This window comes from Lentilitoribacter sp. Alg239-R112 (assembly GCF_900537175.1).
In the GTDB taxonomy this organism is placed as follows: domain Bacteria; phylum Pseudomonadota; class Alphaproteobacteria; order Rhizobiales; family Rhizobiaceae; genus Lentilitoribacter.
Window position 1 is genome coordinate 1,089,112 of record NZ_LS999833.1, and the last position, 23,167, is coordinate 1,112,278.

Consider the following 23,167-nt stretch of genomic DNA (forward strand, 5'->3'; position numbering starts at 1 on the left):
ATCTTGAAACAATACGCTGAGAAAATTTAAGTGCCAGCATAACGTATTCACTTAAACAAAAACGACTGCCCAAATAAATCAGGCAGTCGATATTCATCATAGGCAGACAGCGAAACCACGATCACAAGTGTGGAGCTGCTGCTCGATTGCGATTAAGCAGATCTGTATAGTTTCGTCATTACAAACTCTCTGTGACCAAGAGCTTCAGCTGCTGTAAGGCGGCCATTTGCTGTACGACGGATCATTTCAATAAGGTCATCACCAGCTTCACTGATTGTCTTCTCACGAGTTAGCACGCCGGTTACATCCACATCGATATGTTCGCTCATTGTGCGAAGCGTACGTGGGTTACCAGAGATTTTGATAACTGGTACGATTGGGTTACCAACCACATTACCCTGACCCGTTGGGAATGTGTGAACCACATACCCGGCAGCAGCCATAAGAGTCACACACTCAGCAGCAGCCGAAGATGTGTCCATGAAGTAAAGCCCGTTACCTTTTTCCGGCTCTTCAGCAGGTCCAAGTGCATCAATGTATTTTGAAGTACGGCCAATTTTCTCAAGGTTACCCAAAGCTTTTTCTTCGATTGTCGAAAGACCACCAAGAATATTACCCTTAGTTGGCTGACTATCTGAAAGATCATCTGTCTGGTGCGCAAATATCACATCATCAGAATAAGCTTTGAAGATTTTCATAAATTTAGCGGCGGCTTCTGGATTAGCTGCACGCGATTCACAGATGTGCTCTGCACCAGTGATCTCAGATGTCTCACCAAAGCAACCATAAAGGCCAAGAGGGAGAAGTTTATCATACATGTTACCAACAGTTGGGCATGATGAAAGACCTGTTGTTGTATCAGATTCACCACATTTTGTGGAAACCCAAAGATCGCTGATCGGACGTTCTTCACGTGCAATTTCACTTGCCCAGTGAACATATTCTTTTGCTTGACGGCTGGCAGCTGCGATTGTCGCAATATCGCCATTCTGCTCAATTGAGAACTCGGCAACAGGCTTGCCAGTTTTGCGAATTCCGTCAGCAATAACCTTTGTCCAAGATGGTTCAATGCCAATAACGATAACAGCAGCAACGTTTGGATTAGCGCCTGTTCCGATCATTGTGCGGAAATGCAAATCTAGATCTTCACCAAACTGCAAACGCCCATAGGCATGCGGCAAGGCTAGAGTACCTGAAATATTGTTAGCAACGGCTTGGCAAGCAGCGTTGGAAATATCGTCAACGGGAAGAATGGCTACATAATTACGAACGCCTACACGGCCATTTTCGCGAACATATCCCTGAATTGTTGTATCATCATACATATTAGTGCTCCCTACCAGCGCTTTGTTTTAAGATTTTGAGTGTGCACATGGCCACCCTTTTCAGCCGGACCAACCATTTTACCAATGTCTTCACCGTATTTGATGATGGTATCGCCTTCTTTCAGATCAGTTAGAGCAATTTTGTGACCAATTGGCACATCGCCTTTTGAAACCAAATTGAAATCGCTGTTGTCTTCAGTAACAACACACAGCATTTCCGTATTTGCGGTTAGGCCTTCTACAACGACAACACCAACGTTGTCTTTCTTATCGTGAACGAGCAAGTGAGGTATGGGCATAAAGATAATATCCTATATCTAATTTACATATGGCGGCTTTATAACACAGAGCGGGTCTTATACAAGACTTATTATATAAGTTATTGCGTTTTTTTGATTTCATGTGCTATTCAAAGGCGGAGAGGATTCATAAATGTCAGACACGCCAACACCGCCTACTCTTCTTTATAAGCAGGTCCATGACGCTGTTTTTGAACGGATAATATCTGGTGAACTTGGCCCGGGTGCAATGCTACCGAGCGAGATGGAATTAGCTGCTGCTTATAAAGTAAGCCAAGGCACCGCGCGTAAAGCATTATCAGAATTGGAGCAAAGTGGTGTCGTGGAACGTATACAGGGGCGCGGCACATTTGTTGCAACAACCACGCCGGAGAAAGAACATTTCCACTTTTTTCGGTTGCGATCTAGCGATAGAGCACCAGCAATTCCCAACAAAGGGCTGTCATCGATTATCCGTCGAGAAGCCACCGCAGATGAAAAAAAACACCTAAAGATGGATACAGATGATGTATTTGAAATCAACCGGACACGCGCGATTGATAACGAACCTGTTTGCCATGAAGTTTGCTTGGTAGAGGCCGCCAAATTTTCCGGATTGATGGATCGTGATCCTTTGCCGAACTCGCTTTACCCTCTTTATCAACGTGCATATGGCCAGAGAATTATACAAGCTGATGAAAATCTGAAAGCAGTGCCTGCAACAAGCCCAGTCGCCAAACTATTGGGTATCAAGAAAAATACACCGATTTTGGAAGTCGAACGTTTTGCAATCGGTATATCTGGTGCACCGGTTGAATATCGAATTACATATTTTATTGCCGACAAGTATCATTATAACATTGTTTTAAAATAACGATGTTCTTTACAGCAAACCAATTTGATAGCATTGATAATATGCTTGTCACAATCCACAACTGAACAACAAACAAAAGGGAGATTACCTGCATGTCGGTAGATGAAAGAATTGTCAGCGATTTTGTGAACAATAAGATCGATTTCGTAACAACAGTGCCGTGTAAGCAGCTAGCTGGCGTTATAGATAAGATTGAAGAATCAAAGGATATCTTCCACATACCCGCTAATAAAGAAGACGAGGGTATGGGCCTTTGCGCAGGTGCGTATATGGGAGGCAAACGCCCCGCCATCATTATGCAGAACACTGCGATTGGTGTCACCATCAATACGCTGGTTACGCTTACACAATATTACCGTATGCCTCTTCCCATGCTTATCAGCTATCGTGGCGAACTTGGTGAGCCAGTTGCTTGTCAGGTTGAAATGGCAGTCCATACAAAAGCATTGCTGGCGCAACTTAATATACCAACATACCACTTCCACAAAGAAGATGACATTGAAGAACTGGATAAGATCCTCAAACATACTTTCATGTGCAACAAACCCGTGGCAATCCTGACTGATGCCTCATTCTGGAAAGGATATTAATATGATCCGCTCAGACATTCTTAAAGAACTTATCCCAGTTATTTCAGACCAACTGGTTGTTTGTAACATTGGCTTGCCGAGCCAGGAACTGCATATGCTTGATGACCAGCCGAGCAATTTTTACATGCTGGGCACGATGGGTCTTTCATCTTCGATTGGCTTGGGTCTCGCCCTTGCACAAAACAAGAAAGTGATCTCAATTGATGGCGATGGTTCTGTTCTAACGAACTTTGGCACTTTGCCAACAATAGCAAACAATGCCGCCGACAACTTCATCCTCTTGATTATCGATAATGGCAGCTATGGTTCGACAGGTGATCAGCCTACATATGCGGGTAAGAAAACATCTTTAGCAGCTGTTGCAAAGGCATGCGGCTGTGAGAATGTTATCGAATGCACCGCTGAAGACACAGTCAGTGCTGTCAAAGAAGCTGTTGCAGGCGACAAGATGACGATTATCGTTGCAAAATGCGAATCCGGCAATATTAAGGTTCCAGTTATTACCATGGACCCTGTTGTCATCCGTGATCGCTTTATGAAAACGGTCGCAAGTTAGTTACACAGCATACATAAGCAGTGACTTACTTAAAATAATCCATAATAAAATCGGCGATATTCTCAATATCGTCGATATGATAAACAGGCCTTGAATCAATTGTTGAATCAAGGTCATCGCTGGCAATCGCGATTACATTTTTTATTTTGCCCGAACCCGCATTTTTCCTGCTCTGAGCACGAATAACCTGTAACTTTGGAAAATCGGAAAACTTGAATCCTTCAACCAAAATAAGGTCAACGGGTTTCATTTTCGCGACAAGCTCATCAAGATCCGGCTCATCTTCATCAGCAATTATTTCATGCATCAAAGCAAAGCGTTTTGATGAGGAAAGCATGACTTCCTGAGCGCCTGATTGACGATGTTTAAAACTGTCGGTTCCGGGCTGATCAACATCAAACTCATGGTGTGCGTGCTTGACTGTTGAAATACTCAACCCGCGGCTTGTCATTTCCGCTACAAGCGCTGCGGTCAAAGTAGTTTTGCCAGAATCTTTCCAACCTGAAATACCAAATATTTTTTGCGCCTTATTCATATCTATCGCTTTCAAACATCTGTTTCGCACGTATCCAGTCCTGCGGGGTGTTTACATTAATAAATTGCTCTTCAAACTCATCCGGCAATTCTAATTTCTGCCAATCTTGTGATCTGATGAAATTCATAACTTTTCCGTTCTCACCGCTCATTAAAAATCTTCGTAAGTGTGCGGCGCATGATATGGGCCAAAGCGCAAATAGTTGCTGTGAAAAGCCACCGACAAACGGGACAATAATTTCAGATGCACTGCCAGCATTCTGCATTTTATCTACAAGATCAATTGGTGAAAATGGCGCATCTGCGGGTACACTTGCAATATGTGTAATGTGCGGACTGCGCTCCTGCGCATGTTCCAATCCAGACAATATTCCAGCCAACGGCCCCTGGCCACCTTCTATGACATCAGGAATGGTGACATACGGCTCTAAACCGGAAGTATCATTTGCATTGACAATCACCTGATTAACATGATCATTCAAACGCCGAATAGCGCGATGGATCAACGCTTCATCACCGAGCTTGAGCCATAATTTATCGTCATTGCCCATACGTCTGGATGCACCGCCTGCAACAACAAGACCACAAATATTTTCTACTTTCACAAAAGGCTCATTTCATTTTCAAGATTTTCATAACAACATGTTGGAATCTGGCACCAAACTGCGTCAGATGATATCACTATGACATTTAATTTCGCAATTCACTGGACAGAGTGAACAAGTATTCTTAACTGTCATCTAACGGTAATATATTTAGCAAACAGGCCCGTCATGAGTGAAGAAGAAAATAATCAGCCTCCGACTGATATTCGCATCTCTAAAGATCGAGCACTCATGACACTCACCTATCCAGATGAGTATAAAGCTGAATTGACCGCAGAATATTTACGCATATTCTCTCCGTCGGCAGAAGTTACAGGACATGGACCTGGGCAGGAAGTCACCCAAGACGGAAAACGCCATGTGTTGATAACTGACGTTACACCAACGGGCCGTTATGCCATACGCATTCAGTTTTCTGATGGGCATGAGACGGGTCTCTATCGATGGGCCTATCTGCGACAATTATCAGAAGAGAAAGATGAGCGCTGGGCAGCTTATCTTGAAGAACTTACCAACAAAAACCTATCGCGCGGTTAGTCTAAACCGTTGAACTTTAGCAGGATACAAAATGGCACAAATCACCAGTGAAATCGTTACTGAATGCCTTAAAACAATTAAAGGCCCCGACCTTGAAGGCGATCTAGTTTCGCGAGGCATGGTTAGTCCGATCATGATTGATGATGGAAAAGTTATTTTTTCCATCACAGTGCCATCGAGCCGAACAGAAGAACTTGAACCCATGCGACTCGCTGCTCAGAAGGCGGTTATGGCTTTAGACGGCGTCACTAGTGCCATGGTTGTTTTCACTGCAGAACGCGAGGCTGGTTCTGAACCTGCCCCACGTCCGACACCGCCACCAAGTGCCCAACCTTCCAAAGGCCGTCAGGTGAACAGCAGTGCACCCGTTCCGGGGATTAAATCAATTATTGCAGTAGCATCAGGTAAAGGTGGTGTGGGCAAATCCACAACATCAGTTAATCTTGCCATTGCTCTTGCAAAACTTGGCCAGAAAGTCGGAATTTTGGACGCAGATATTTATGGTCCCTCCATGCCGCGTCTTATGGGCATCAAGGATCAACCGACTGTGAACGGCAAAATCTTGACACCACTTGAGGGCCATGGCGTTAAAGTCATGTCTATGGGATTTCTGGTTGACGAGGACACGCCGATGATTTGGCGCGGACCAATGGTTATTTCTGCTCTTACTCAAATGCTGCGAGAAGTCGAATGGGGAGAGCTCGATGTTCTCGTCGTTGACATGCCTCCGGGCACAGGTGATGCACAGTTGACCATGTCACAACAAGTGCCACTCGCGGGTGCTGTCATTGTATCAACACCTCAGGACATTGCGCTGATTGATGCTCGTAAGGGCCTTAATATGTTCCGCAAAGTGGATGTTCCCATTCTCGGCTTGATCGAAAATATGAGTACATTTATCTGCCCTAAATGCGGAGAACACTCTCATATCTTCGGTCACGGCGGAGCACGAGATGAAGCAGAACGCGTTGGCGTTCCGTTCTTAGGTGAAATTCCGCTTCACATGGATATCCGTCTTAATTCAGATGGAGGTACACCAATCGTCTCATCCAGCCCGGATGGAGCACATGCAAAAGTCTATCTTCAAATCGCACAAAGCGTTATTGACAAGCTTGACGGTGCTGGCTTTGCGGACACTGCACCATCCATCACGTTTGAATAGCTTGATCTAAGCAATTTCAACTTGATAGTTGATGTTTTCAACATTTATAAATCGGGCCATGCGTCCGATTTCCTGCCTGAGCTTTTCATATCGTTTAGCCGTCCATTTGACTTTGGGTTCCGGCCAGAATTGCAAAACATTTAGATCACTTTTTTGACGGTCCGCTTTGATCTCAATTCGCCCCACAAATTTGTCACCCTCCAAAATGGGGTAAACATAATATCCCCATTTCCGCTTCTTTGCAGGTACAAACATTTCAATACGATATTCAAATCCAAACAGTCGCTCAATCCGATTGCGATCTCTGATCATCGGATCAAATGGGTTGAGAATACGCAGGCGTGATGTTGGTCTTTGGAGCGAGTTAAGCTGCTCTTCAATATCATAAAATGCATAAGCCTGATTGCCAGCTCCATCAGCACCAATAATTTCGACAGGACTGACCTGATCTTCTCTACGTGCAAGCCACTCGCGAACTTCCTTCTGGTCCACCGCATCCCAAAACTTTTGGATTTCCCCAACACTTGCACACCCCAAACGTTGAAGCGCAGCATCACAAAGGCGATCAATCTGCTCTTCATCAGAAAGGTTCTCTGATAGCAACCTTTTAGGAAATACCCGTGTTCCAAGATCATAAAACTTTGTAAAGTTCACTCGATGGCAGGTCGCTAATTCGCCCGAATACCACATATAATCAAGCGCCAATTTATGTGGTGGTCTCGCCCACATTTCCTTTTTACCTTGAACTTTTGTATCAAAAGCATGTGTGGAAAGCGCCCCCTCGTCTGTAATGCGCTCAATGATTGCCTGGCGCCCAGCTTCATCAAGCATATTTTTGTACCAACCAGACCGGTCGATCTTCTCTTTATGGCGACGAAACTGCCGTTGCCACATCGGCAAAAATTCCATTGGCAACACAGAGGCATCATGGGTAAAATGCTCAAAAATCTCACGATTTCTTAATAGTTTATCTAACATTGGTTCGCGATAATTTTGATTTCTACTCCATAGAATATGATGATGAGCACGAGAGATCACTTGAATCGTGTCGAGTTGTACAAAGCCCAGCGCATGGATAATTTGCATGAGATCAAGCTGTCCAGTTGGCGGCTTGGATAACCCGTTGGCATCAGTCCAGAGCGCTCGCATAGTTTTATTATCGATTTTTAAAACTGTCTTGCTCCGTCAATGATTTATCGTGACTTATTCTATTCAAACTTGCTAACAATTAAACTCCATCCTCAACAGGGTCAAATTTTTCATGATTAAAAAAATTGCGATACTTGGCGCGGGCCTTTCGGGCCTAACACTGGCTACAAAACTAAAAAATTCTGCTGAAGTTACGGTCTTTGAAAAATCACATTCCGTTGGCGGGCGAATGTCGACGAGGAATCATCACAAACATTCATTTGATCATGGTGCACAATATTTCTCAGTGAAAAGCAATGCATTCGCAGGTTTTTTGGAACCTTTCAAAGGTGATCATATTGTTAAGGAGTGGCGTCCAAACATTGTTGAAATAGCTGTGAACGGAAAAGCGAGCCCGGTCATCTGGAAGCAACCACGCTATGTCGCGGCACCGGGGATGCGTGACCTTTGCGAGGCTATCGCCAGCGGTCTAAATATTGAACTTAGTAAGAATATCGCACAGGTAGAAAGTCGTGATGATGGAAACTGGTTGATCTTAGACGATTGCCAAACACTAGGCCCATATGACTGGATCATTACGACTATTCCTTCACATCAGGCGGCAGTCCTTCTGCCCAATGATTGCAGCATTCAAACGGCTTTGTCGGCTGTACAAATGAAAGGATGCTACGCACTCATGCTTGGCTTTGACGATCAAGTTGATATTCCGTGGGATGCTGCGCTTCGCCCAATACTATCAGCCGATCAAGCAATCTCATGGGTCGCAGTAAATTCGACAAAACCAAATAGAAACAATGGATATTCAGTACTTGTTCAATCTTCAAATGATTGGGCCAATGAACGGCTGGACGCGGACCAAAACGAGATCAAAACATTTCTTCTTCGTGATCTCGAAGACTTGCTTGGTTCTAGGCTCCCCAGTCGCATTTATGAGAAATTGCATAAATGGCGATATGCAAATGTCTCAAAGCCTGCAAACCAAGACTACCTCATGGATGAGGTTCTTCACCTAGCTGCATGTGGTGATTGGTGCCTTCATGGGAAAGTTGAGGCCGCATTTTTAAGCGCTGATGCCTTGGCTAGAAAATTAAAAGACATCATGAGTTAGTATGTCGCCCGCCCACCGGACAGATCGAATACACCACCCGTGGTGAAGCTATTTTCTTCTGACACAAGCCAGGCAATCATGTTTGCAGCTTCGTCAACTTCCAAAAAACGTCCGCGCGGGATTTTCGATAGCATGTAATTTATGTGCTCTTCTGTCATCTGATCGAAAATTCGCGTTTTTGCGGCCGCTGGCGTTAAGCAATTGACGGATATATTTTGATCCGCAAGCTCTTTGCCAAGTGATTTGGTAAGACCTATAACGCCTGCCTTAGATGCAGAATAAGCTGACGCATTTGGATTTCCTTCTTTTCCGGCAACAGATGCTATATTTAAAATTCGCCCATAACCGTTTGTTTTCATACGCTTTACAACAGCCTGATTTGTAATAAACGTTCCGGTCAAATTAACATCAATGACGCGCCGCCACTGATCTAGATCATAGTCTTCAACTGTTGTATTGGGCCCTGTAATGCCTGCGCTGTTGACAAGAATAGTAATCGGCCCTAGCGCATTTTCAGTTGCCTTAGTAGCGGCGGAAACATTCTGTGCATCGGTGATATCAACCTTCACCGAATAGTGCTCGATATCACCTAGCTTTTTGCTTGCATCGTCTATTGCCGCCTGATCTGCATCCCATATTGCAATAGCCACACCATCTCTTGCTAGACGTAATGCAGTGGCAAAACCTATGCCTTGAGCACCACCGGTTATCACAACTACTTGCTTTTGAACCATAATTCACTCCCTAGAACACTGATATTTACTAATCCTGCGACGTGCTTATCACACCGCTTATCAGGTTGCTTGACCATAGTTTGTGGATGAAACTAGCACGATTGCGCTCAATCTCTTCTTTCATTACATCTATCTGTAGATGCTTTTGTCTTGCGACAGCTATCGCATCGTCGACATTTGTCTTCGCGAACGTCACAACGTCCCCCACTCTTTTTTGCGCCATTGCATCTTGATCAGCCGAGATTATCGTCGCTATTTTAGGGTATCCACCTGTTGTTTGATGATCTGCTAGTAAACAAATCGGGTCACCATGCCCTGGTACTTGTATCGAACCTCTTGCGACAGGTTCAGAAGGCATATCCAAAGCTCTATTTACTTTCAATTTTTCGCCGTTTAAGCGAACGCCCATACGGTCATATTCAGATGTTAACTTAAATTCAGTTAAATATAGTTTACTTATTGATATGTCTTCAAAATAACTATCTTGTGGACCTTGCACAATGCGAACTTCGGGAGAAGGCTTCAGTGTTTTGGGATCAAAAAAAGAACCTGATGTATCAGCATTTGATTTCCCATTTTCCACAATGATTTTATCACCTTGTTTATACGGCAATCCGCAAAGACCGGAACCTTGATGTACAGACCAGCTGCCCAACCATTTTATCGCCTGAATATCACCTAGAAAACTAAGATAACACCAACTTCCCCATTCACCGGACCTGATTTTCAAAACAGAGCCTTCTTGAAGCGTAAAGATAGACCAGGGAGCTAGTACACTTCCATCAAGGTTGATAGAAAAATAACCACCACCTGTTGCCGCGGTAATTTCGCCCTCTATGCATTTGAGAGTAAGCCCGCCGAGTGACACCTCAATCGCAGATGAACTATCATGCTTCCCAAGCGCATAATTCGTCAATGAATGACCAAGCCGATCCATAGGGCCGGATTTTGTTACACCGTAACGCGCATATCCATTGCGGCCAGCATCTTGAATACTGACAAACGGACCAACCTGCTCTATTTCAAAAACTGCACGCATAATTTAGCCCCGTTCCAACTCTTCTTTTGTTGTAAGCTCTCGAAATTCTGCTTCATTCACGCGCGTAAACTCAATGTGATCTCCAACAGAAAACAAAAATGGTTTCGTTGTATCAGCCTGTAGTGGTGTTTTTGCGGCCCTGCCGATAACCCACCACCCCGACGGCATAGTAGCCGTCGCAATCAAACATTGCGGACCTGCAATCATGAGACTTGCCGCTGGCACATTCATTACGGGCTTATCTTTCCGCGGAAACTGGATGGACTGGGGAACGCCACCAAGATAGGCATAACCCGGTGCAAAACCATACATATAGACCTTATAATCACCTGACAGATGGTGACGGATAACCTCCTCTTCAGTGAGCTTCGTTTTCGCCGAAAGTTCCGTTATATCCGGTGCATACTCCCCCTCATAGCATACGGGAATTTGCCAAACCTGCGGAGAAGAAGCCGTTCGGCTATCATCATTCAATAAGTGAAGAAGCTGATCCCGCAGGGTACTAAAGTCCGTTACGATCATATCATAAACGATCAAGACGCTTGCATAAGCTGGAGTAATTTCCACAACACCTCGTAAGTCGGCATGACTTACCGCGTGATCAAAATTCAGCACTCGATCATGAATTTTATCATCAATACTATCACCAAACTCTACCAAAATACCAAAGTCGGCTATTGGCTTGATAACTGCACCTTCTAAATCGCTATTCACAAAATCCTCATTTCATAAATGGAGCTATTACAATACCATTAGAGGTAAGTCTGGAATGAATTTCCTTTGCCATTGCAACTGCGTGCGCATTATCACCATGAATGCAAATAGAATGTGCATCAAGAGCAATCTCCCCACCGTTTATGGTTGGCATTTTCCCCGTTTCAAAAAAACGAATTAGTCGATCGGCAGCAATCTCCGCTGATTCAAGAACGGCTCCTTCAATTGAACGAGCGACCAGATTACCATCATCATCATAGGCACGATCGGCAAAAATTTCGGAGTAAACATCAAGACCAATCTCTCTGGCAGCGATTTCAATTTGTGTGCCTGAAACAGCTAATATTGCACAGTCTGAATGTGCAGCCCTAATCGAGCGGGTTATTGCTCGAGAGACATCGATATCTTTGGCAGCCCAATTCGAAAGTGCACCATGCACTTTCACATAAGTTATTTTGTTTCCTGCAAATTCTGCAAGCCCTTTAATCGTGCCAACCTGCGCAGCAATTAAATATTCGATTTCGCGACTTGTCAGCGGAATACGACGTCGACCGAATCCCTCTTTATCTTCGAACCCGGGATGAGCACCCGCTACAACGGATTTCTCTTTGGCCATTTGTAGTGATTGAACCATCGTTTTGTGATCACCTGCATGCCCACCACAAGCAATATTTGCACTTGTGATAACATCCATCATTTCGGCATCCGAACCCATCGCCCAGGGACCAAAACTCTCACCAAGATCGGCATTCAAATCTATATGCGTCATTGATTTCTCCAAGATCTATAAAGCCAGATAATAGCTACAGTTACACCTAATCCCGCGACAACAACACCCAGCATATTTGAAATTAGATCAGTAACAGCCGACAAGTTTCCAGCAAATAAGTAGCCCAAAAATACATAGACTGTGGTCCAGCATGAAGCACCTATAAATGCGGATAAGGCAAATGGCACCCACCTAAACCTTGTCGCACCACAAATGTAACTCACCCACGGTCCTGCGGGGCTGATGATCGTTCTGCTCAGAACAATTGCCAAATTACCTTTACTTCGCAACAAATTTTCGCCCTTTTTCACCACTGGCTCAAGACGTTTTTTTCCTCTGAGCCATTCAATCAGCCGATTTCCCTGAGCACGTGCAATGAAATAGGCTATTTGATCGCCAAGAACAAAACTAAACAATGTCACAACCACAACATGCCAGAGCGTAAGATCACCAGTAGCCGCAAAACCACCCGAGGCAAGCGCGAGCATCGCAGCAGGCAATGGCACGCCCATGCATGCTATAACAGTAACAACAAACACGACAACCAAGCCATATTGTGGGATCAACGACAGAACATACTCAGTCATCTTTTGGCGCCGGCTGTCTTTCACGCTTTTTCGGTTTTTTCTTCTCTAACGACTCGAGATGAGCCTCTTGTGCAGCGATAATACGTTTGTTCAATTCGCTCAACGTTATACCCATATCTTCAACAACCTTGGTAAGCGGTTTTCGCTTATCAACTTTGGGCCGAAGCTCCATAACATCGTCTAGTATGTTTGGTGGTAGGTCGTAAGACATACCCACATATCTGGGTGTCATCCACCCTTCCAAAGGTTGGTTTTGATGTCTTGGGTCGGCAAAATAGACTAAATTTGCCACAAACCCTGAAGAAAAATATGCGAACGCAACTATAGATACACCTAGTATTCCAAGGGGTATTTTATTATTTTTAATAAATGTAAAAATAAACCGCTTCTTCGGTGATGAATTGGACAATCATAAATTCCAGTTTTATTTGTGCAGATTGTAAGAGCATTAACGCTACTCCGCAAGCTTGTAATTTCATGTCAATGACAGGTATCTGACCCGCTTAGTGGAATTCATTACGATCCAGCTGTATCGTTGTTTTCAATTTTTTAAACAATTGTTGGTAGCTTCTGCAATTGGAAGTGGTGTCAGTTAGTATTTGTACCAATTTATATCTAAGCTAGAAGGTTTTGCATCAAGTTTGCAAAAGTCAAAATGCCAGAAACAAGTGTAAAAAAAACGGATGAACTCATTGTTTCTCATTTTAACATCCAGATCGAAAATAAATTCGACTTTCAATCATCAGATTTCCATGATCTCTTTAAAAAATCGAATGCAACCGCATTTCAAAACCCTGTCTGGTTACATGAACTTTATCAAAAAATAGCTCCTAACCGAAACGCTCATCCAGTCATCATTACAGGTCGTTTACCGGAAAAACAGGAACTCGTATTCGTGTTGCCTATGACAATACGTCGAGTAAACGGCGTCCAGTTGCTCGAATCTGCGGACTTGGGCGTGAGCGATTACTCCGCACCGATTGTAGACAAGAATATGGTTGATCTGATGAAGGAAGATCATCTACCGACCATCATCGATAAGGTTATTGGCAAATATGATATTTTGCGTTTGAAACCCATTAGAGAACAAACGCTTAGTCTATGGTCTCTCTTCTTTTCAGGAGAATATGAGAAGCTAAATTTCTCTTCGCATGAAATGCAAATTGGCTCATCGTTCAAAGAATGGCGCGAGGAGACTTACAATAGTAAGTTTCGTAAAGAGATTGATAGAAAATCACGTAGTTTCAATCGAAAAGCCAATTTGAGGTTTGAATTACTTACTGACGACGACGCAGTTGAAACTGTAGAGAACATTCAAAAACTCCGTACAGGACGTTTTGAAGGCGATCCAATTCAGCAAGACTTTGTACTATCCTTTTACAAAAAAATTGCAAAAATTGGCTCAAACGAAGGCTTCGCGCACGTTCATAAGTTAAGCGCTGACGGGGAGTTAGTTGGTGCTCTTTTCGGGTTATCGAGAAATGGCACACATCATGGCATTCTAATGGGCGCCGATTACGACAGATTTAGCAAATACTCGCCGACAATGCTGATGATCGATCAGTTGCTTAAAAACTGGCATGAAAACGGTGGCACAATCGCTGATTTCAATATCGGTGACGAACCATTCAAAAGACGGTTTGGGACTAAATCAGTTAACCTATATCAACTTTGCCGACCAAAAAGCCCAATTGGTTGGCTCGCAAAGAAAGCTTTAGAACTCAAAGATCGATAGCTCTAGTCTGCAAGTATCCCAGTATCGATATCCAACAAGCATCCAGTTCATACCTGAGCTGAAATTTATCTTCAAAGCGGTGCTCGAACTTCCTGTTCTTCCAGTAAAATTGCAATTAGCCGGCCGATAACTCCAGGCGTTTAATACTGGCCTGCTAGCAGGCAGAACTCATTATGTGATCTACTTATCAGTCAGCTCCGGATGCTCATAAGCTTCTGGATATGTCATCGGGTGCATTGGCCCTAGTGGAATGACATTATTCCATGAGCGTCCAAAATAGCCCTGTCGACAGTGAGTAAGAGAATTACTCTCGGCAACGCCGTTTATCGCGTATACACGACAGAGCCATCGCCAAAGGTTAGGGTAATCCAGAATCCGAGCACCATTCAATTTCATACGCACATAATAAACTGGATCATGGCGGAAGAGCGTCGGGAAAAGGCGCAAATCAGCTTCGGTGAATTTATCACCTGTTAGGTATGGTCGATCGTCCGCGGAAAGCCGATTTTCAAGCTCATCTAACATCGCAAAGTAATCTTCAAACGCTTTTGCGTAAATAGCCTGATCCGATGAAAAACCAGCTTTATAAGCACCGTTATTTATTGCCACATAAATCTGAGTGTTTAACGTATCGATGTCGTCACGCAAAGGCTCGTTCTCGATGCCCAACGGATATAAATCAGGTAAATTGTCACCCGATATTTCACTGCCAAGCAACCTGGCATTCTCATTTAACATGCGGACAATTTCAGAACTTTCATTGTTCACAATCCGCTTGGTTTTCTTGTCATATAAAATTGGAACAGATGCTTCCTTTGAACCCTCTTCCTGGTATATTTCAGTTACAAGGCGAAGCTGTTTTCCGGTCGCCGTTTCAAATGTGCATTCGGGCAAAACAGTACCTGTAAGTGTTGCAATTCGTTCTGGGTTAAACTCCCATCGATTTGACTCAACAGGATCATCATCTCCTGTGCGGCTCGGAAATGCGACATCCATCGAGATACTATCCTGCAAACCAAGAACGTTTCTTGCTAAGATAACGCGGTGACACCACGGGCAGTTAAAAGCAACAAATAAATGATATCTACCAAACTCTGCCGGGAATTCAGGCTCACCGATTCGAGACCTGAATTTGCTAACACCGCGAACAAACTCACCTTTCGCCCTGCGCTCAACAACATCACTCTGAAGTTCTTCCTTTGAGGTATCTATTTTTGGAATTGTGGGTTCTGTCAATTTATTTGCCTTAACTTGAAATGTAGGGATATAACACAATTATCCCCGTAACTTATGATGAATGATAATCGGAACAGCCAGCTCTTCTTCATCCACCAAATGCCTCGCAAGAAGTTTCTCAACTGCTTCTGATGCCTCATGAACTTCACCAACAAAATCACGTGCACCAGCTTCGTCCATCTGCAACATTTGAATTGAACTGTTTGCAGATTTTGTGAATCGATCTAACACCGTGTCCAAAACCTCGTGGTCTTTTTCTAAAATCTCCAACCCACTATCAAATCGCTGATCGGCGGAAGATAATTCCGGAAAAAACTCATAGTCTTCCCAGCCATGGTGCCCATGTAAGTTGCCAACAAGTCGGCTACCATAGACGGAAAGACGTGACGCATATTTTTCGGCCTCTACTTTCTTATCGAGATATTGCTCAGTATCGCCACGTACAATTTCACTCAAGCGACGGAACATCTGATGTGCACCGAGCCATTGCCGTGTGGCATTTTTGAAGTTTGGATGCCCTTCCCAAGCTTCTCGCGGATATTCATTTAGCAATATTTGCATATCCGATGAGAGTGGTTCTTCTCTAAACGTTAAATCCTCAAGCATATAGAATTTACAACTCAATGCCAGCAAAACGAATACCACTTAAATGTGCCATCTCTCTTTTCCAAGTCGTTATATCGTGATGTGAAAATGAGTTTAAATCCGAATGACCGCATGCGCGGGCCAGCACTTGCATAAGTTCCACGCTCGCACCAAAATATCTTGCAAGTTTTTCAGCTCCGCTTTGAACGTTCAATCTTGCTCGTAATTCTGGCTTCTGTGTTGCGACACCAACTGGGCAATTGTTGGAATTACACATTCTGGCTGCAATGCACCCTACGGCTTGCATCGCCGAATTTGAAACAGCAACAGCATCGGCACCCAGCGCAAGTGCTTTAACAAAGTCTTCTGCCACACGTAGACCACCTGTAATCACCAATGTTACATCGCGCCCGGTTTTAGCATCAAGATGCTTGCGTGCTCTGGCCAGAGCAGGAATGGTTGGAACAGAGATATGATCTCTAAAAATCAATGGAGCAGCACCTGTACCGCCGCCTCTACCATCGAGAATGATGTAATCGGCGCTTGCTTCCAATGCAAAATCGATATCATCTTCGATATGATTTGCGGACAGCTTGAACCCAATTGGAACACCGCCGGATCGTTCACGTACTTCATCGGCGATTTTTTTAAAATCAGAGGGTGTCCTTAAATCTGGAAATGTTGCTGGCGAAATAGCGCTTTGTCCTGATTCCAACCCGCGAACTTCCGCAATTTTTCCTTGCACTTTATCGCCAGGCAAATGACCACCTGTACCCGTTTTTGCGCCCTGCCCACCTTTGAAATGGAATGCCTGGACATTTTCTACCAATTCAGGTTTCCAGCCAAATTGAGCTGAGGCGAGTTCGTAGAAATAACGATTATTTTCGGCCTTTTCTTCGGGTAGCATCCCGCCTTCGCCTGAACATATCCCAGTCCCGGCGAGTTCAGCCCCTCTCGCTAATGCCGTTTTTGCTTCTTCCGATAACGCACCGTAACTCATATCTGAAACAAAGAGAGGTATATCAAGTTGCAGCGGTTTCAATGCGCGCGGGCCAATGATTATTTCTGTTTTAACAGGCACATCATCTAACAGCGGCTTGCGCGCCATCTGCGCGGGTAAGACCTGAATATCGTCCCAAAGCGGCAGATCTTTTCTCGGCACACCCATTGAACCCATTTCACCATGGTGCCCAAGTTTTGAGAGCCCGTCTCGTGCAAGCTCATGGATACGTGCAACCGTTGGCTCTTCCGGCGTTGCAACAGCTACAGGCACGGTGTCTTTTGATTTAACTTTTGGAGCATTATCACCAACTTGTAGTTCGCCTAACTGCGCATGTGTCCCATCACAAAATGGCGCATTCGCACTTGCTTTACATTGGCAAAGAGCAGCTGCAGCTGTTTTATCAGCTGTAAACTTCATCGGTGTGATATCTGTTCCCGCGTGTGATCCATCACAAAACGGCTGCTTCTTTGATCGCCCACATTTGCACCAATAATAATTTTTCCCCTCCTCCAACTCGACCTTAGTTGGAAATTTTGCTGCAATGATCGGTGAACTGTTATCAGACATAAATACTACTCCTCTGCTGATCAGAGGTTATCCCATTCGTAAGATGAGAAGAAGTCACTATTTCAGGAACATATTGTTCCAAATTATAGGACAAAGCTCATTGTCGGAAGTATGAAAAGCGAATCTTCACGCTGTTCACGGTCATACGGTTGCATGTGCTGCTTCCAATTCACTCGCATCGCTGCATCTTTTCAACAGATGAGCTAGAATGGGTCCGCACCCTACCTATGCGTGATCATTAACGCGTTCTTCTGCAACAGCAATTCCAGTAAGGTACTCTTTACGATCAAGGCACCAACTTACTAGCTGGCGCTGGTGCTTGCGTATCACAGCCACCCCAAACCGACTGATCAAAATGAATGACCGATCCAGTCAGCATACCACTATCGTCAGATGCCATCCACAACACGGCTCTTGCTACCTCTTCAGTATCAAGTAATCGCCCAAATGGTAATAAAGCCGCTTGTTTATCGATGAAATTCGGGTCACCAGATTCTGCTTCTTGAATCTTGCGTTCGTGGTCGGAATTCATCCATCCGATATCGAGCTGATTAACGTGAATGCGATTACGCATTAGTGCGTAGCCTGCATGTCGCGTTAGTGTCGAAAGTGCGCCCTTGGACGTGGCGTACGGCGCAAGGAACGGTTGGCCGACCTGACCAGAAACCGATCCGATATTCACAATTCTGCCTTCAACCCCTTCCCGCTCCATGATCGCTACCGCATCCTGTATAAGAAAAAACGGCGCGCGGGTATTTACAGCAATCATTTCATCAAACAATTCTGGCGTCGTATTAAGTAGATTTCCACGGTCAGTAAGACCTGCAGCGTTCACAAGGATATCAACGCGCCCGAACAGATCATCCGCTTTATTCATAATACTTCGTACGTCATCCATATCGGCAAGATCAGCTGTGACCATATGAACAGACACCCCTGTGGCCTGCGTTATCTCGCTCGCTTTTGCCTCGCCCTTTTCAACACCGCGACCGACGATGACAATGCCAGCGGCTCCCGCATCTGCAAATAACCACGCAACGGCAGCACCTAACCCCTGCGTCCCACCTGTTATGACTGCAATCTTACCATCTATTCGATTCATACCTACACCTTGTAGCCTGCGGCATCCATCACGCGTTTCAGCTCAGCACGTCCTTTGATAGCCATTTCCAATGGCGGGTTTGCTATTGGGTCCTGTTCTGCTTCGATAACGAACCAGCCCTCGTACCCCTTGGTGGCAAGGGATTTCACAATCACTTCAAAATCAAGCGATCCGTCACCTGGAACTGTGAACGCACCTTTGATGACCGCATCAAGAAAACTTTCACGAGTTCGATCCAACGCATCGATTACAGGCATCCGCACATCTTTGGTGTGCACATGACTAATCCGCGCGTGATGATTTTCGATCACTCGCAAATTGTCGCCACCGGCAAAGGCCATATGACCTGCATCAAACAACAGAGGCACTGAAGAATGTTTCATAAAGAGGTCAAGCTCGGCCTCGGTTTCCACCGCCGCTGCCATATGATGATGATAACTTAACGGCATACCTTCTGCTGAGCACCAGTCGGCAAAATCTGATACCTTGCGCCCATAGATTGCCATCTCCACTTCGGTCAGTTTGGGTTTTTGCGCCAACGGTGTATTACGCTCACCCTGAACTGAGCGTGCGGTTTCTCCATAAACTATGCAAGGAGCGCCAGCCGCTTTAAAGAATGCATGCTGTTCGGCAATGCGATCTTTTTCAGCCTCAACATCGCCATCAAGCAACCGGCCTGAAAACCAACCACCACAGACAGAAATCCCGTGGCGATCCAAAATTGGACCAAGTTCTTCCATGTTCATCGGAAAACGGCGACCTGTTTCCATCCCCGTGAGACCTGCTTCTGCCGCCTGACGTAAACACTCATCAAGGCTGACATCGTCTGACAGTTCGGCCAAATCGTCATTCCACCACGCTATGGGCGCGATTCCCAATTGAGCATTAAGCATGGATCAGATCCCCCTGCGTTGTTTTGCGCGAAAGGCTTCCTGCCCTTTTCGGGCATCCTGGATACTTTTTCGCTCGTTGATTTCAGGGACGCCTACATACCAATCTGCGCCACCAGGGGTCCATGTATAAGCATCGGAATTAATACTGATGACCGTCGTGCGGTCCGTAGTTTGCGCCCATTCCATAGCCTCTTCAAGATCGGCAAGACTCTCGCAGTGGCGCGACAGGGCACCCATGGATTCTGCGTGTTTTGCAAAGTCCACATGCAACGGATTATTTCTGTTCAACACGCGCGAATCTTTGAGCAGGTTATTGAAACCCGGTACGCCCATACCTGTCTGCAAACGGTTAATGACACCAAATCCACCATTATCGCAGACAACTACAATCATTTTATGCCCGGACAGAACAGAAGAATAGATGTCGGAATTCATCAACATGTAAGACCCGTCACCAACCATTACGATCGGCACACCATCACCATTCTTTGCCATGGCGTGACCCCACGCGCCTGCAATTTCATAGCCCATGCAGGAGAAGCCAAATTCGCAATCAAAAGTGTTGGGGGCTTTCACACGCCAATTCTTGACTGTCTCACCTGGCAAACCACCTGCGGCGGTAACCATCGTATCCTTGGCGGTTGCAGCTTTATTTACAACGGCAATAACCTGTGCATAGCTTGGAACAGCGGCATCTGTTGGGGCCTGCCCTGCATCGAGCATAGAATTCCAGTTGGCATAAAGCACCTGCGCCTCCGCCATATGTTTTGTGCCACAAGTCCAGTCATCTAAAGAAGCATCAAGATCTGCCAAGCTCTCCAACGCATCGCCAACCACCGGCAAGGATCGATGTTTACGTGCATCAAAACGCGCTGCATTAATATTGATAAACTGGGTATTGTGGTTGAATGTAGTCCATGAACCTGTGGTAAAGTCCTGTAACCGCGTGCCAACAGCAATGACAACATCTGCACCTTCGGCTAATTCCTTAGCCGCATCCGTGCCTTCGATGCCAAGTGGACCAACATAGGCGGGGTGATCATGCATAACCGCCCCCTTACCTGCAATGGTTTCGGCCATCGGGATGCCACGCGCCTCAGCAAATTCTGCCAGCGCTTTTTCGGCCCCTGAGTAACGAACGCCGCCGCCAGAGATGATCAACGGTTTTTTGGCAGTTTTCAAAAGCTCCACTGCGGCAGCAACCTGATCTCGATCAGGGCGAGGACGTGGAATAGTCCATAATGTTTCTTCAAAAAACTCAACAGGATAATCATAGGCTATTTCCTGAATATCCTGAGGCAGGCCAATAAATGCAGGGCCGCAATCGGCAGGATCAAGCATGGTTGCCACTGCCTGCGGTAACGACGAAATAATCTGAGCTGGATGAGTGATCCTGTCCCAGAACCGTGAAACGGCACGAAAGCTATCGTTTACACTTGTTGAAGGCTCACCAAAGTGTTCGACTTGTTGCAATACAGGGTCTGGCAAGCGGTTGTTATAGGTATCGCCCGACAATAGCAAAACTGGAAGGCGATTAGCATGTGCGACACCTGCAGCTGTCACCATATTGGTGGCACCCGGTCCAACGGATGTGGTTGCAATCATAATCTGGCGACGCAGTTTTGCCTTGCCATAGCCGATTGCGGCCAACGCCATGGATTGCTCGTTCTGCCCCCGCCACGTCGGCAATATATCTTGCACTTGCTCAAGCGCCTCAGACAGGCACGTCACATTACCATGACCAAAAATACCAAAGACCCCGGCAAAAAGTGGCACCTTTTGTCCATCAATATCAGTGTGCTGATTGATAAGGTAACGTACGAGTGCCTGCCCCACTGTCAACCTGATTGTATCTCCGGCCATACCGCCTCCATTATGAGATTTTCATTTCTACTTGCAATGTTTATTGATCTGTAATATCACTTGCAACAAATATTGCAAGAATTTATTTTGGAGTGATTGTACTTGAAATCGCTTTAACAAGAACCTTGCTCAGCCTCTGACCGTTAACGTCAGACAATAAGACAGAATAATATATAGTGAGGTAGACTAATGTACCAGAAATTCGGCCTTTTCATTGCTGGCAGATGGGAGCAAAGCGCAACAACCACTGCAGTTATGAGCCCGGTTACGGAAGAAACTCTTGGAGAAGTTGCAAGCGCCACAGCTTCTGATACAAGACGCGCTATCGATGCTGCGGCAAGCGCAGTTATACCATTACATAAAATGGGCGGTTTTGGCCGCGCGGATGCCTTGCATCGCATTGCGGATGAAATGGCAGCGCGCAGTGATGAGGCTGCGCAGATGATTTCGTTGGAAACTGGCAAACCAATCGCGCAATCTGGCCGTGAATGGGTGCTCTCGGTGGATCAGTTCCGCTGGTATGCAGAAGAAGCGCGGCGCATCTATGGTCGTGTTGTTGAAAGCCGCGTACCTGGCGGGCGTTTTGAAGTCAATAAAGAAGCTGTTGGTGTAGTGGGTGCTTTCACAGCGTGGAATTTCCCGGCATCTTTGCCAGCACGTAAACTGGCCCCGGCTTTGGCGGCGGGGTGCCCTGTCGTTCTGCGTCCTTCATCGCAAACTCCCGGAGTTGCAATGATCATGGTCGACTGTATCCGTGCAGGCAGATTACCTAATGGAGCAGTAAACCTTGTTGCCGGTTCGACCGACAACACATATACGCCAATCATGGAAGACGCGCGTGTACGCAAGGTTTCTCTGACCGGATCGACACGCGTCGGCCAGCAAATGATCCGTGATGCGGCCGATACGGTCAAAAAGGTGTCGATGGAGCTGGGTGGCAACGCCCCGTGTATCATCTTTGACGATGCAGACCTGGGCGCAGCACTTGACGTCTGCGTGCCCTCCAAATTTGGGAATGCAGGTCAGGTGTGCGTAACACCAGACAGATTCTTTGTTCACGAAAGCCTGTATTCAGACTTTGTGACCGAGTTTTCTAAGCGTGCTGCGGCCTTAACATTAGGGGACGGTTTGGATGATGCTACTGAGATGGGACCGCTCATTAATGCCAGCCGTTTGACCGAGGTCGATGCGATTGTACAAGAGGCTGTTCAGGCTGGCGCCAAGCTGGAAGTCGGCGGTCAGCGCGCGGCAGAGTTCAATAGTGGTCACTTCTATGAACCTACAGTACTAAGTAATGTAACCGACGATATGCGTGCCTTTTCTGAAGAAAATTTTGGCCCCATCGCCGCAATCAGTCGCTTTACGGAGGAGGCTGAGGTGCTAACTCGAGCCAACGCGTCGACCATGGGTCTCTCAGCCTATGCGTTTACCCAAAACCCTGAGCGCGCACGCCGCGCTACTGCGACCCTGAAGGCCGGCATGGTGGGGATCAACTCCTTTGCACTCGCAGCCTCCGAAGCGCCATTTGGCGGCACAAATTACTCCGGTCTTGGCCGTGAAGGTGGTAGTGAAGGAATCGAGGATTACCTTGATACCAAACTATCACAAATTGTTTTTTGAGG

25 protein-coding genes are annotated in these 23,167 nt (G+C 45.7%); 8 read left to right on the forward strand and 17 right to left on the reverse strand.

What is annotated here, in order from left to right; genetic code table 11:
• Window positions 1-152: 152 nt before the first annotated feature.
• A complete protein-coding gene (locus tag G3W54_RS05735; protein ID WP_162652150.1) occupies window positions 153-1,325 on the reverse strand; it encodes a UxaA family hydrolase in 1,173 nt (390 codons plus the stop codon).
• An 11-nt stretch (window positions 1,326-1,336) separates the two neighbouring features.
• Window positions 1,337-1,624 carry a UxaA family hydrolase gene (locus G3W54_RS05740; RefSeq protein WP_162652151.1) on the reverse strand — a complete coding sequence of 96 codons (288 nt, stop codon included), beginning with the start codon at window positions 1,622-1,624 and terminating at the stop codon, window positions 1,337-1,339.
• A 133-nt stretch (window positions 1,625-1,757) separates the two neighbouring features.
• Between G3W54_RS05740 and G3W54_RS05745 the strand changes: the two genes are divergently transcribed.
• The 3 genes from G3W54_RS05745 to comE all read left to right on the forward strand — a co-directional run bounded on the left by G3W54_RS05745 (window position 1,758) and on the right by comE (window position 3,623).
• Window positions 1,758-2,477, forward strand: a complete 720-nt coding sequence (locus tag G3W54_RS05745) for a GntR family transcriptional regulator (RefSeq protein WP_162652152.1) — start codon at window positions 1,758-1,760, stop codon at window positions 2,475-2,477.
• A gap of 92 nt (window positions 2,478-2,569) precedes the next feature.
• Window positions 2,570-3,067 (forward strand): sulfopyruvate decarboxylase subunit alpha, encoded by a 498-nt coding sequence (gene comD, locus G3W54_RS05750; protein WP_162652153.1) that lies wholly within the window; start codon window positions 2,570-2,572, stop codon window positions 3,065-3,067.
• Between the two features lies 1 nt (window position 3,068).
• On the forward strand, window positions 3,069-3,623 hold the full coding sequence (gene comE, locus G3W54_RS05755) for a sulfopyruvate decarboxylase subunit beta (RefSeq protein ID WP_162652154.1): 555 nt from the start codon (window positions 3,069-3,071) through the stop codon (window positions 3,621-3,623).
• A gap of 25 nt (window positions 3,624-3,648) precedes the next feature.
• Here comE and mobB read toward each other — a convergent pair whose 3' ends face one another.
• Window positions 3,649-4,158, reverse strand: a complete 510-nt coding sequence (mobB, locus tag G3W54_RS05760; RefSeq protein ID WP_162652155.1) for a molybdopterin-guanine dinucleotide biosynthesis protein B — start codon at window positions 4,156-4,158, stop codon at window positions 3,649-3,651.
• Window positions 4,151-4,762: a molybdenum cofactor guanylyltransferase gene (locus tag G3W54_RS05765; protein WP_162652156.1), complete on the reverse strand. Its 612-nt coding sequence runs from the start codon at window positions 4,760-4,762 to the stop codon at window positions 4,151-4,153. The genes mobB and G3W54_RS05765 overlap by 8 nt, the downstream gene beginning before the upstream one ends.
• A gap of 168 nt (window positions 4,763-4,930) precedes the next feature.
• Here G3W54_RS05765 and G3W54_RS05770 point away from each other — a divergent pair, with 168 nt between their 5' ends.
• Window positions 4,931-5,299 (forward strand): DUF971 domain-containing protein, encoded by a 369-nt coding sequence (locus G3W54_RS05770; RefSeq protein WP_162652157.1) that lies wholly within the window; start codon window positions 4,931-4,933, stop codon window positions 5,297-5,299.
• A gap of 31 nt (window positions 5,300-5,330) precedes the next feature.
• Window positions 5,331-6,461, forward strand: a complete 1,131-nt coding sequence (gene apbC, locus G3W54_RS05775) for an iron-sulfur cluster carrier protein ApbC (protein ID WP_162652158.1) — start codon at window positions 5,331-5,333, stop codon at window positions 6,459-6,461.
• A 6-nt stretch (window positions 6,462-6,467) separates the two neighbouring features.
• Here the strand turns inward: apbC and G3W54_RS05780 are convergent, their stop codons facing one another.
• On the reverse strand, window positions 6,468-7,610 hold the full coding sequence (locus G3W54_RS05780; RefSeq protein ID WP_162652159.1) for a crosslink repair DNA glycosylase YcaQ family protein: 1,143 nt from the start codon (window positions 7,608-7,610) through the stop codon (window positions 6,468-6,470).
• A gap of 112 nt (window positions 7,611-7,722) precedes the next feature.
• On the opposite strand from G3W54_RS05780, the gene G3W54_RS05785 reads away from it, so the two are divergent.
• Window positions 7,723-8,718 (forward strand): FAD-dependent oxidoreductase, encoded by a 996-nt coding sequence (locus G3W54_RS05785; RefSeq protein ID WP_162652160.1) that lies wholly within the window; start codon window positions 7,723-7,725, stop codon window positions 8,716-8,718.
• On the opposite strand, the gene G3W54_RS05790 is transcribed toward G3W54_RS05785, so the two are convergent.
• The 6 genes from G3W54_RS05790 to G3W54_RS05815 are packed head-to-tail and all read right to left on the reverse strand — an operon-like array spanning window position 8,715 to window position 12,793.
• On the reverse strand, window positions 8,715-9,452 hold the full coding sequence (locus G3W54_RS05790; protein WP_162652161.1) for an SDR family NAD(P)-dependent oxidoreductase: 738 nt from the start codon (window positions 9,450-9,452) through the stop codon (window positions 8,715-8,717). The genes G3W54_RS05785 and G3W54_RS05790 overlap by 4 nt on opposite strands.
• A 28-nt stretch (window positions 9,453-9,480) precedes the next feature.
• Window positions 9,481-10,491, reverse strand: a complete 1,011-nt coding sequence (locus G3W54_RS05795) for a biotin-dependent carboxyltransferase family protein (protein ID WP_162652162.1) — start codon at window positions 10,489-10,491, stop codon at window positions 9,481-9,483.
• 3 nt (window positions 10,492-10,494) lie between these two features.
• Window positions 10,495-11,205, reverse strand: coding sequence for an allophanate hydrolase subunit 1 (locus tag G3W54_RS05800; RefSeq protein ID WP_162652163.1), 711 nt, complete (start codon window positions 11,203-11,205; stop codon window positions 10,495-10,497).
• Between the two features lie 7 nt (window positions 11,206-11,212).
• Complete coding sequence (locus G3W54_RS05805) at window positions 11,213-11,974, reverse strand: 5-oxoprolinase subunit PxpA (RefSeq protein WP_162652164.1); 762 nt, start codon at window positions 11,972-11,974, stop codon at window positions 11,213-11,215.
• Window positions 11,971-12,561, reverse strand: a complete 591-nt coding sequence (locus G3W54_RS05810; protein ID WP_162652165.1) for a DedA family protein — start codon at window positions 12,559-12,561, stop codon at window positions 11,971-11,973. Before G3W54_RS05810 ends, G3W54_RS05805 begins: the two co-directional genes overlap by 4 nt.
• On the reverse strand, window positions 12,554-12,793 hold the full coding sequence (locus G3W54_RS05815; RefSeq protein ID WP_162652166.1) for a hypothetical protein: 240 nt from the start codon (window positions 12,791-12,793) through the stop codon (window positions 12,554-12,556). The genes G3W54_RS05810 and G3W54_RS05815 overlap by 8 nt, the downstream gene beginning before the upstream one ends.
• A 423-nt stretch (window positions 12,794-13,216) precedes the next feature.
• On the opposite strand from G3W54_RS05815, the gene G3W54_RS05820 reads away from it, so the two are divergent.
• Window positions 13,217-14,296, forward strand: coding sequence for a GNAT family N-acetyltransferase (locus G3W54_RS05820; RefSeq protein WP_162652167.1), 1,080 nt, complete (start codon window positions 13,217-13,219; stop codon window positions 14,294-14,296).
• 180 nt (window positions 14,297-14,476) lie between these two features.
• Here G3W54_RS05820 and G3W54_RS05825 read toward each other — a convergent pair whose 3' ends face one another.
• The 6 genes from G3W54_RS05825 to iolD all read right to left on the reverse strand — a co-directional run bounded on the left by G3W54_RS05825 (window position 14,477) and on the right by iolD (window position 21,545).
• The gene (locus tag G3W54_RS05825) at window positions 14,477-15,532 is read right to left on the reverse strand and encodes a glutathione S-transferase C-terminal domain-containing protein (protein ID WP_197742797.1); all 1,056 of its coding nucleotides are present in this window, start codon (window positions 15,530-15,532) and stop codon (window positions 14,477-14,479) included.
• Window positions 15,533-15,571: 39 nt separating this feature from the next.
• Complete coding sequence (locus tag G3W54_RS05830) at window positions 15,572-16,138, reverse strand: hemerythrin domain-containing protein (RefSeq protein WP_197742798.1); 567 nt, start codon at window positions 16,136-16,138, stop codon at window positions 15,572-15,574.
• Between the two features lie 7 nt (window positions 16,139-16,145).
• A complete protein-coding gene (locus G3W54_RS05835) occupies window positions 16,146-17,687 on the reverse strand; it encodes a glutamate synthase-related protein (protein WP_162652168.1) in 1,542 nt (513 codons plus the stop codon).
• Window positions 17,688-17,973: 286 nt separating this feature from the next.
• Window positions 17,974-18,789: an SDR family oxidoreductase gene (locus G3W54_RS05840; protein ID WP_162652169.1), complete on the reverse strand. Its 816-nt coding sequence runs from the start codon at window positions 18,787-18,789 to the stop codon at window positions 17,974-17,976.
• A gap of 2 nt (window positions 18,790-18,791) precedes the next feature.
• Window positions 18,792-19,682, reverse strand: a complete 891-nt coding sequence (gene iolE, locus G3W54_RS05845) for a myo-inosose-2 dehydratase (protein WP_162652170.1) — start codon at window positions 19,680-19,682, stop codon at window positions 18,792-18,794.
• 3 nt (window positions 19,683-19,685) lie between these two features.
• Complete coding sequence (gene iolD / locus G3W54_RS05850; RefSeq protein ID WP_162652171.1) at window positions 19,686-21,545, reverse strand: 3D-(3,5/4)-trihydroxycyclohexane-1,2-dione acylhydrolase (decyclizing); 1,860 nt, start codon at window positions 21,543-21,545, stop codon at window positions 19,686-19,688.
• A gap of 189 nt (window positions 21,546-21,734) precedes the next feature.
• Here iolD and G3W54_RS05855 point away from each other — a divergent pair, with 189 nt between their 5' ends.
• Complete coding sequence (locus G3W54_RS05855) at window positions 21,735-23,165, forward strand: NAD-dependent succinate-semialdehyde dehydrogenase (protein ID WP_162652172.1); 1,431 nt, start codon at window positions 21,735-21,737, stop codon at window positions 23,163-23,165.
• Window positions 23,166-23,167: the final 2 nt, after the last annotated feature.

Excerpts from the sequence above, each read along its gene's own strand:
- G3W54_RS05735 (WP_162652150.1), bottom strand. The coding sequence starts at position 1,325 with ATGTATGATGATACAACAATTCAGGGATATGTTCGCGAAAATGGCCGT.
- G3W54_RS05740 (WP_162652151.1), bottom strand. The coding sequence starts at position 1,624 with ATGCCCATACCTCACTTGCTCGTTCACGATAAGAAAGACAACGTTGGT.
- G3W54_RS05745 (WP_162652152.1), top strand. The coding sequence starts at position 1,758 with ATGTCAGACACGCCAACACCGCCTACTCTTCTTTATAAGCAGGTCCAT.
- comD (WP_162652153.1), top strand. The coding sequence starts at position 2,570 with ATGTCGGTAGATGAAAGAATTGTCAGCGATTTTGTGAACAATAAGATC.
- comE (WP_162652154.1), top strand. The coding sequence starts at position 3,069 with ATGATCCGCTCAGACATTCTTAAAGAACTTATCCCAGTTATTTCAGAC.
- mobB (WP_162652155.1), bottom strand. The coding sequence starts at position 4,158 with ATGAATAAGGCGCAAAAAATATTTGGTATTTCAGGTTGGAAAGATTCT.
- G3W54_RS05770 (WP_162652157.1), top strand. The coding sequence starts at position 4,931 with ATGAGTGAAGAAGAAAATAATCAGCCTCCGACTGATATTCGCATCTCT.
- apbC (WP_162652158.1), top strand. The coding sequence starts at position 5,331 with ATGGCACAAATCACCAGTGAAATCGTTACTGAATGCCTTAAAACAATT.
- G3W54_RS05780 (WP_162652159.1), bottom strand. The coding sequence starts at position 7,610 with ATGCGAGCGCTCTGGACTGATGCCAACGGGTTATCCAAGCCGCCAACT.
- G3W54_RS05785 (WP_162652160.1), top strand. The coding sequence starts at position 7,723 with ATGATTAAAAAAATTGCGATACTTGGCGCGGGCCTTTCGGGCCTAACA.
- G3W54_RS05790 (WP_162652161.1), bottom strand. The coding sequence starts at position 9,452 with ATGGTTCAAAAGCAAGTAGTTGTGATAACCGGTGGTGCTCAAGGCATA.
- G3W54_RS05795 (WP_162652162.1), bottom strand. The coding sequence starts at position 10,491 with ATGCGTGCAGTTTTTGAAATAGAGCAGGTTGGTCCGTTTGTCAGTATT.
- G3W54_RS05805 (WP_162652164.1), bottom strand. The coding sequence starts at position 11,974 with ATGACGCATATAGATTTGAATGCCGATCTTGGTGAGAGTTTTGGTCCC.
- G3W54_RS05810 (WP_162652165.1), bottom strand. The coding sequence starts at position 12,561 with ATGACTGAGTATGTTCTGTCGTTGATCCCACAATATGGCTTGGTTGTC.
- G3W54_RS05815 (WP_162652166.1), bottom strand. The coding sequence starts at position 12,793 with ATGACACCCAGATATGTGGGTATGTCTTACGACCTACCACCAAACATA.
- G3W54_RS05820 (WP_162652167.1), top strand. The coding sequence starts at position 13,217 with ATGCCAGAAACAAGTGTAAAAAAAACGGATGAACTCATTGTTTCTCAT.
- G3W54_RS05830 (WP_197742798.1), bottom strand. The coding sequence starts at position 16,138 with ATGCTTGAGGATTTAACGTTTAGAGAAGAACCACTCTCATCGGATATG.
- G3W54_RS05835 (WP_162652168.1), bottom strand. The coding sequence starts at position 17,687 with ATGTCTGATAACAGTTCACCGATCATTGCAGCAAAATTTCCAACTAAG.
- G3W54_RS05840 (WP_162652169.1), bottom strand. The coding sequence starts at position 18,789 with ATGAATCGAATAGATGGTAAGATTGCAGTCATAACAGGTGGGACGCAG.
- iolE (WP_162652170.1), bottom strand. The coding sequence starts at position 19,682 with ATGCTTAATGCTCAATTGGGAATCGCGCCCATAGCGTGGTGGAATGAC.
- iolD (WP_162652171.1), bottom strand. The coding sequence starts at position 21,545 with ATGGCCGGAGATACAATCAGGTTGACAGTGGGGCAGGCACTCGTACGT.
- G3W54_RS05855 (WP_162652172.1), top strand. The coding sequence starts at position 21,735 with ATGTACCAGAAATTCGGCCTTTTCATTGCTGGCAGATGGGAGCAAAGC.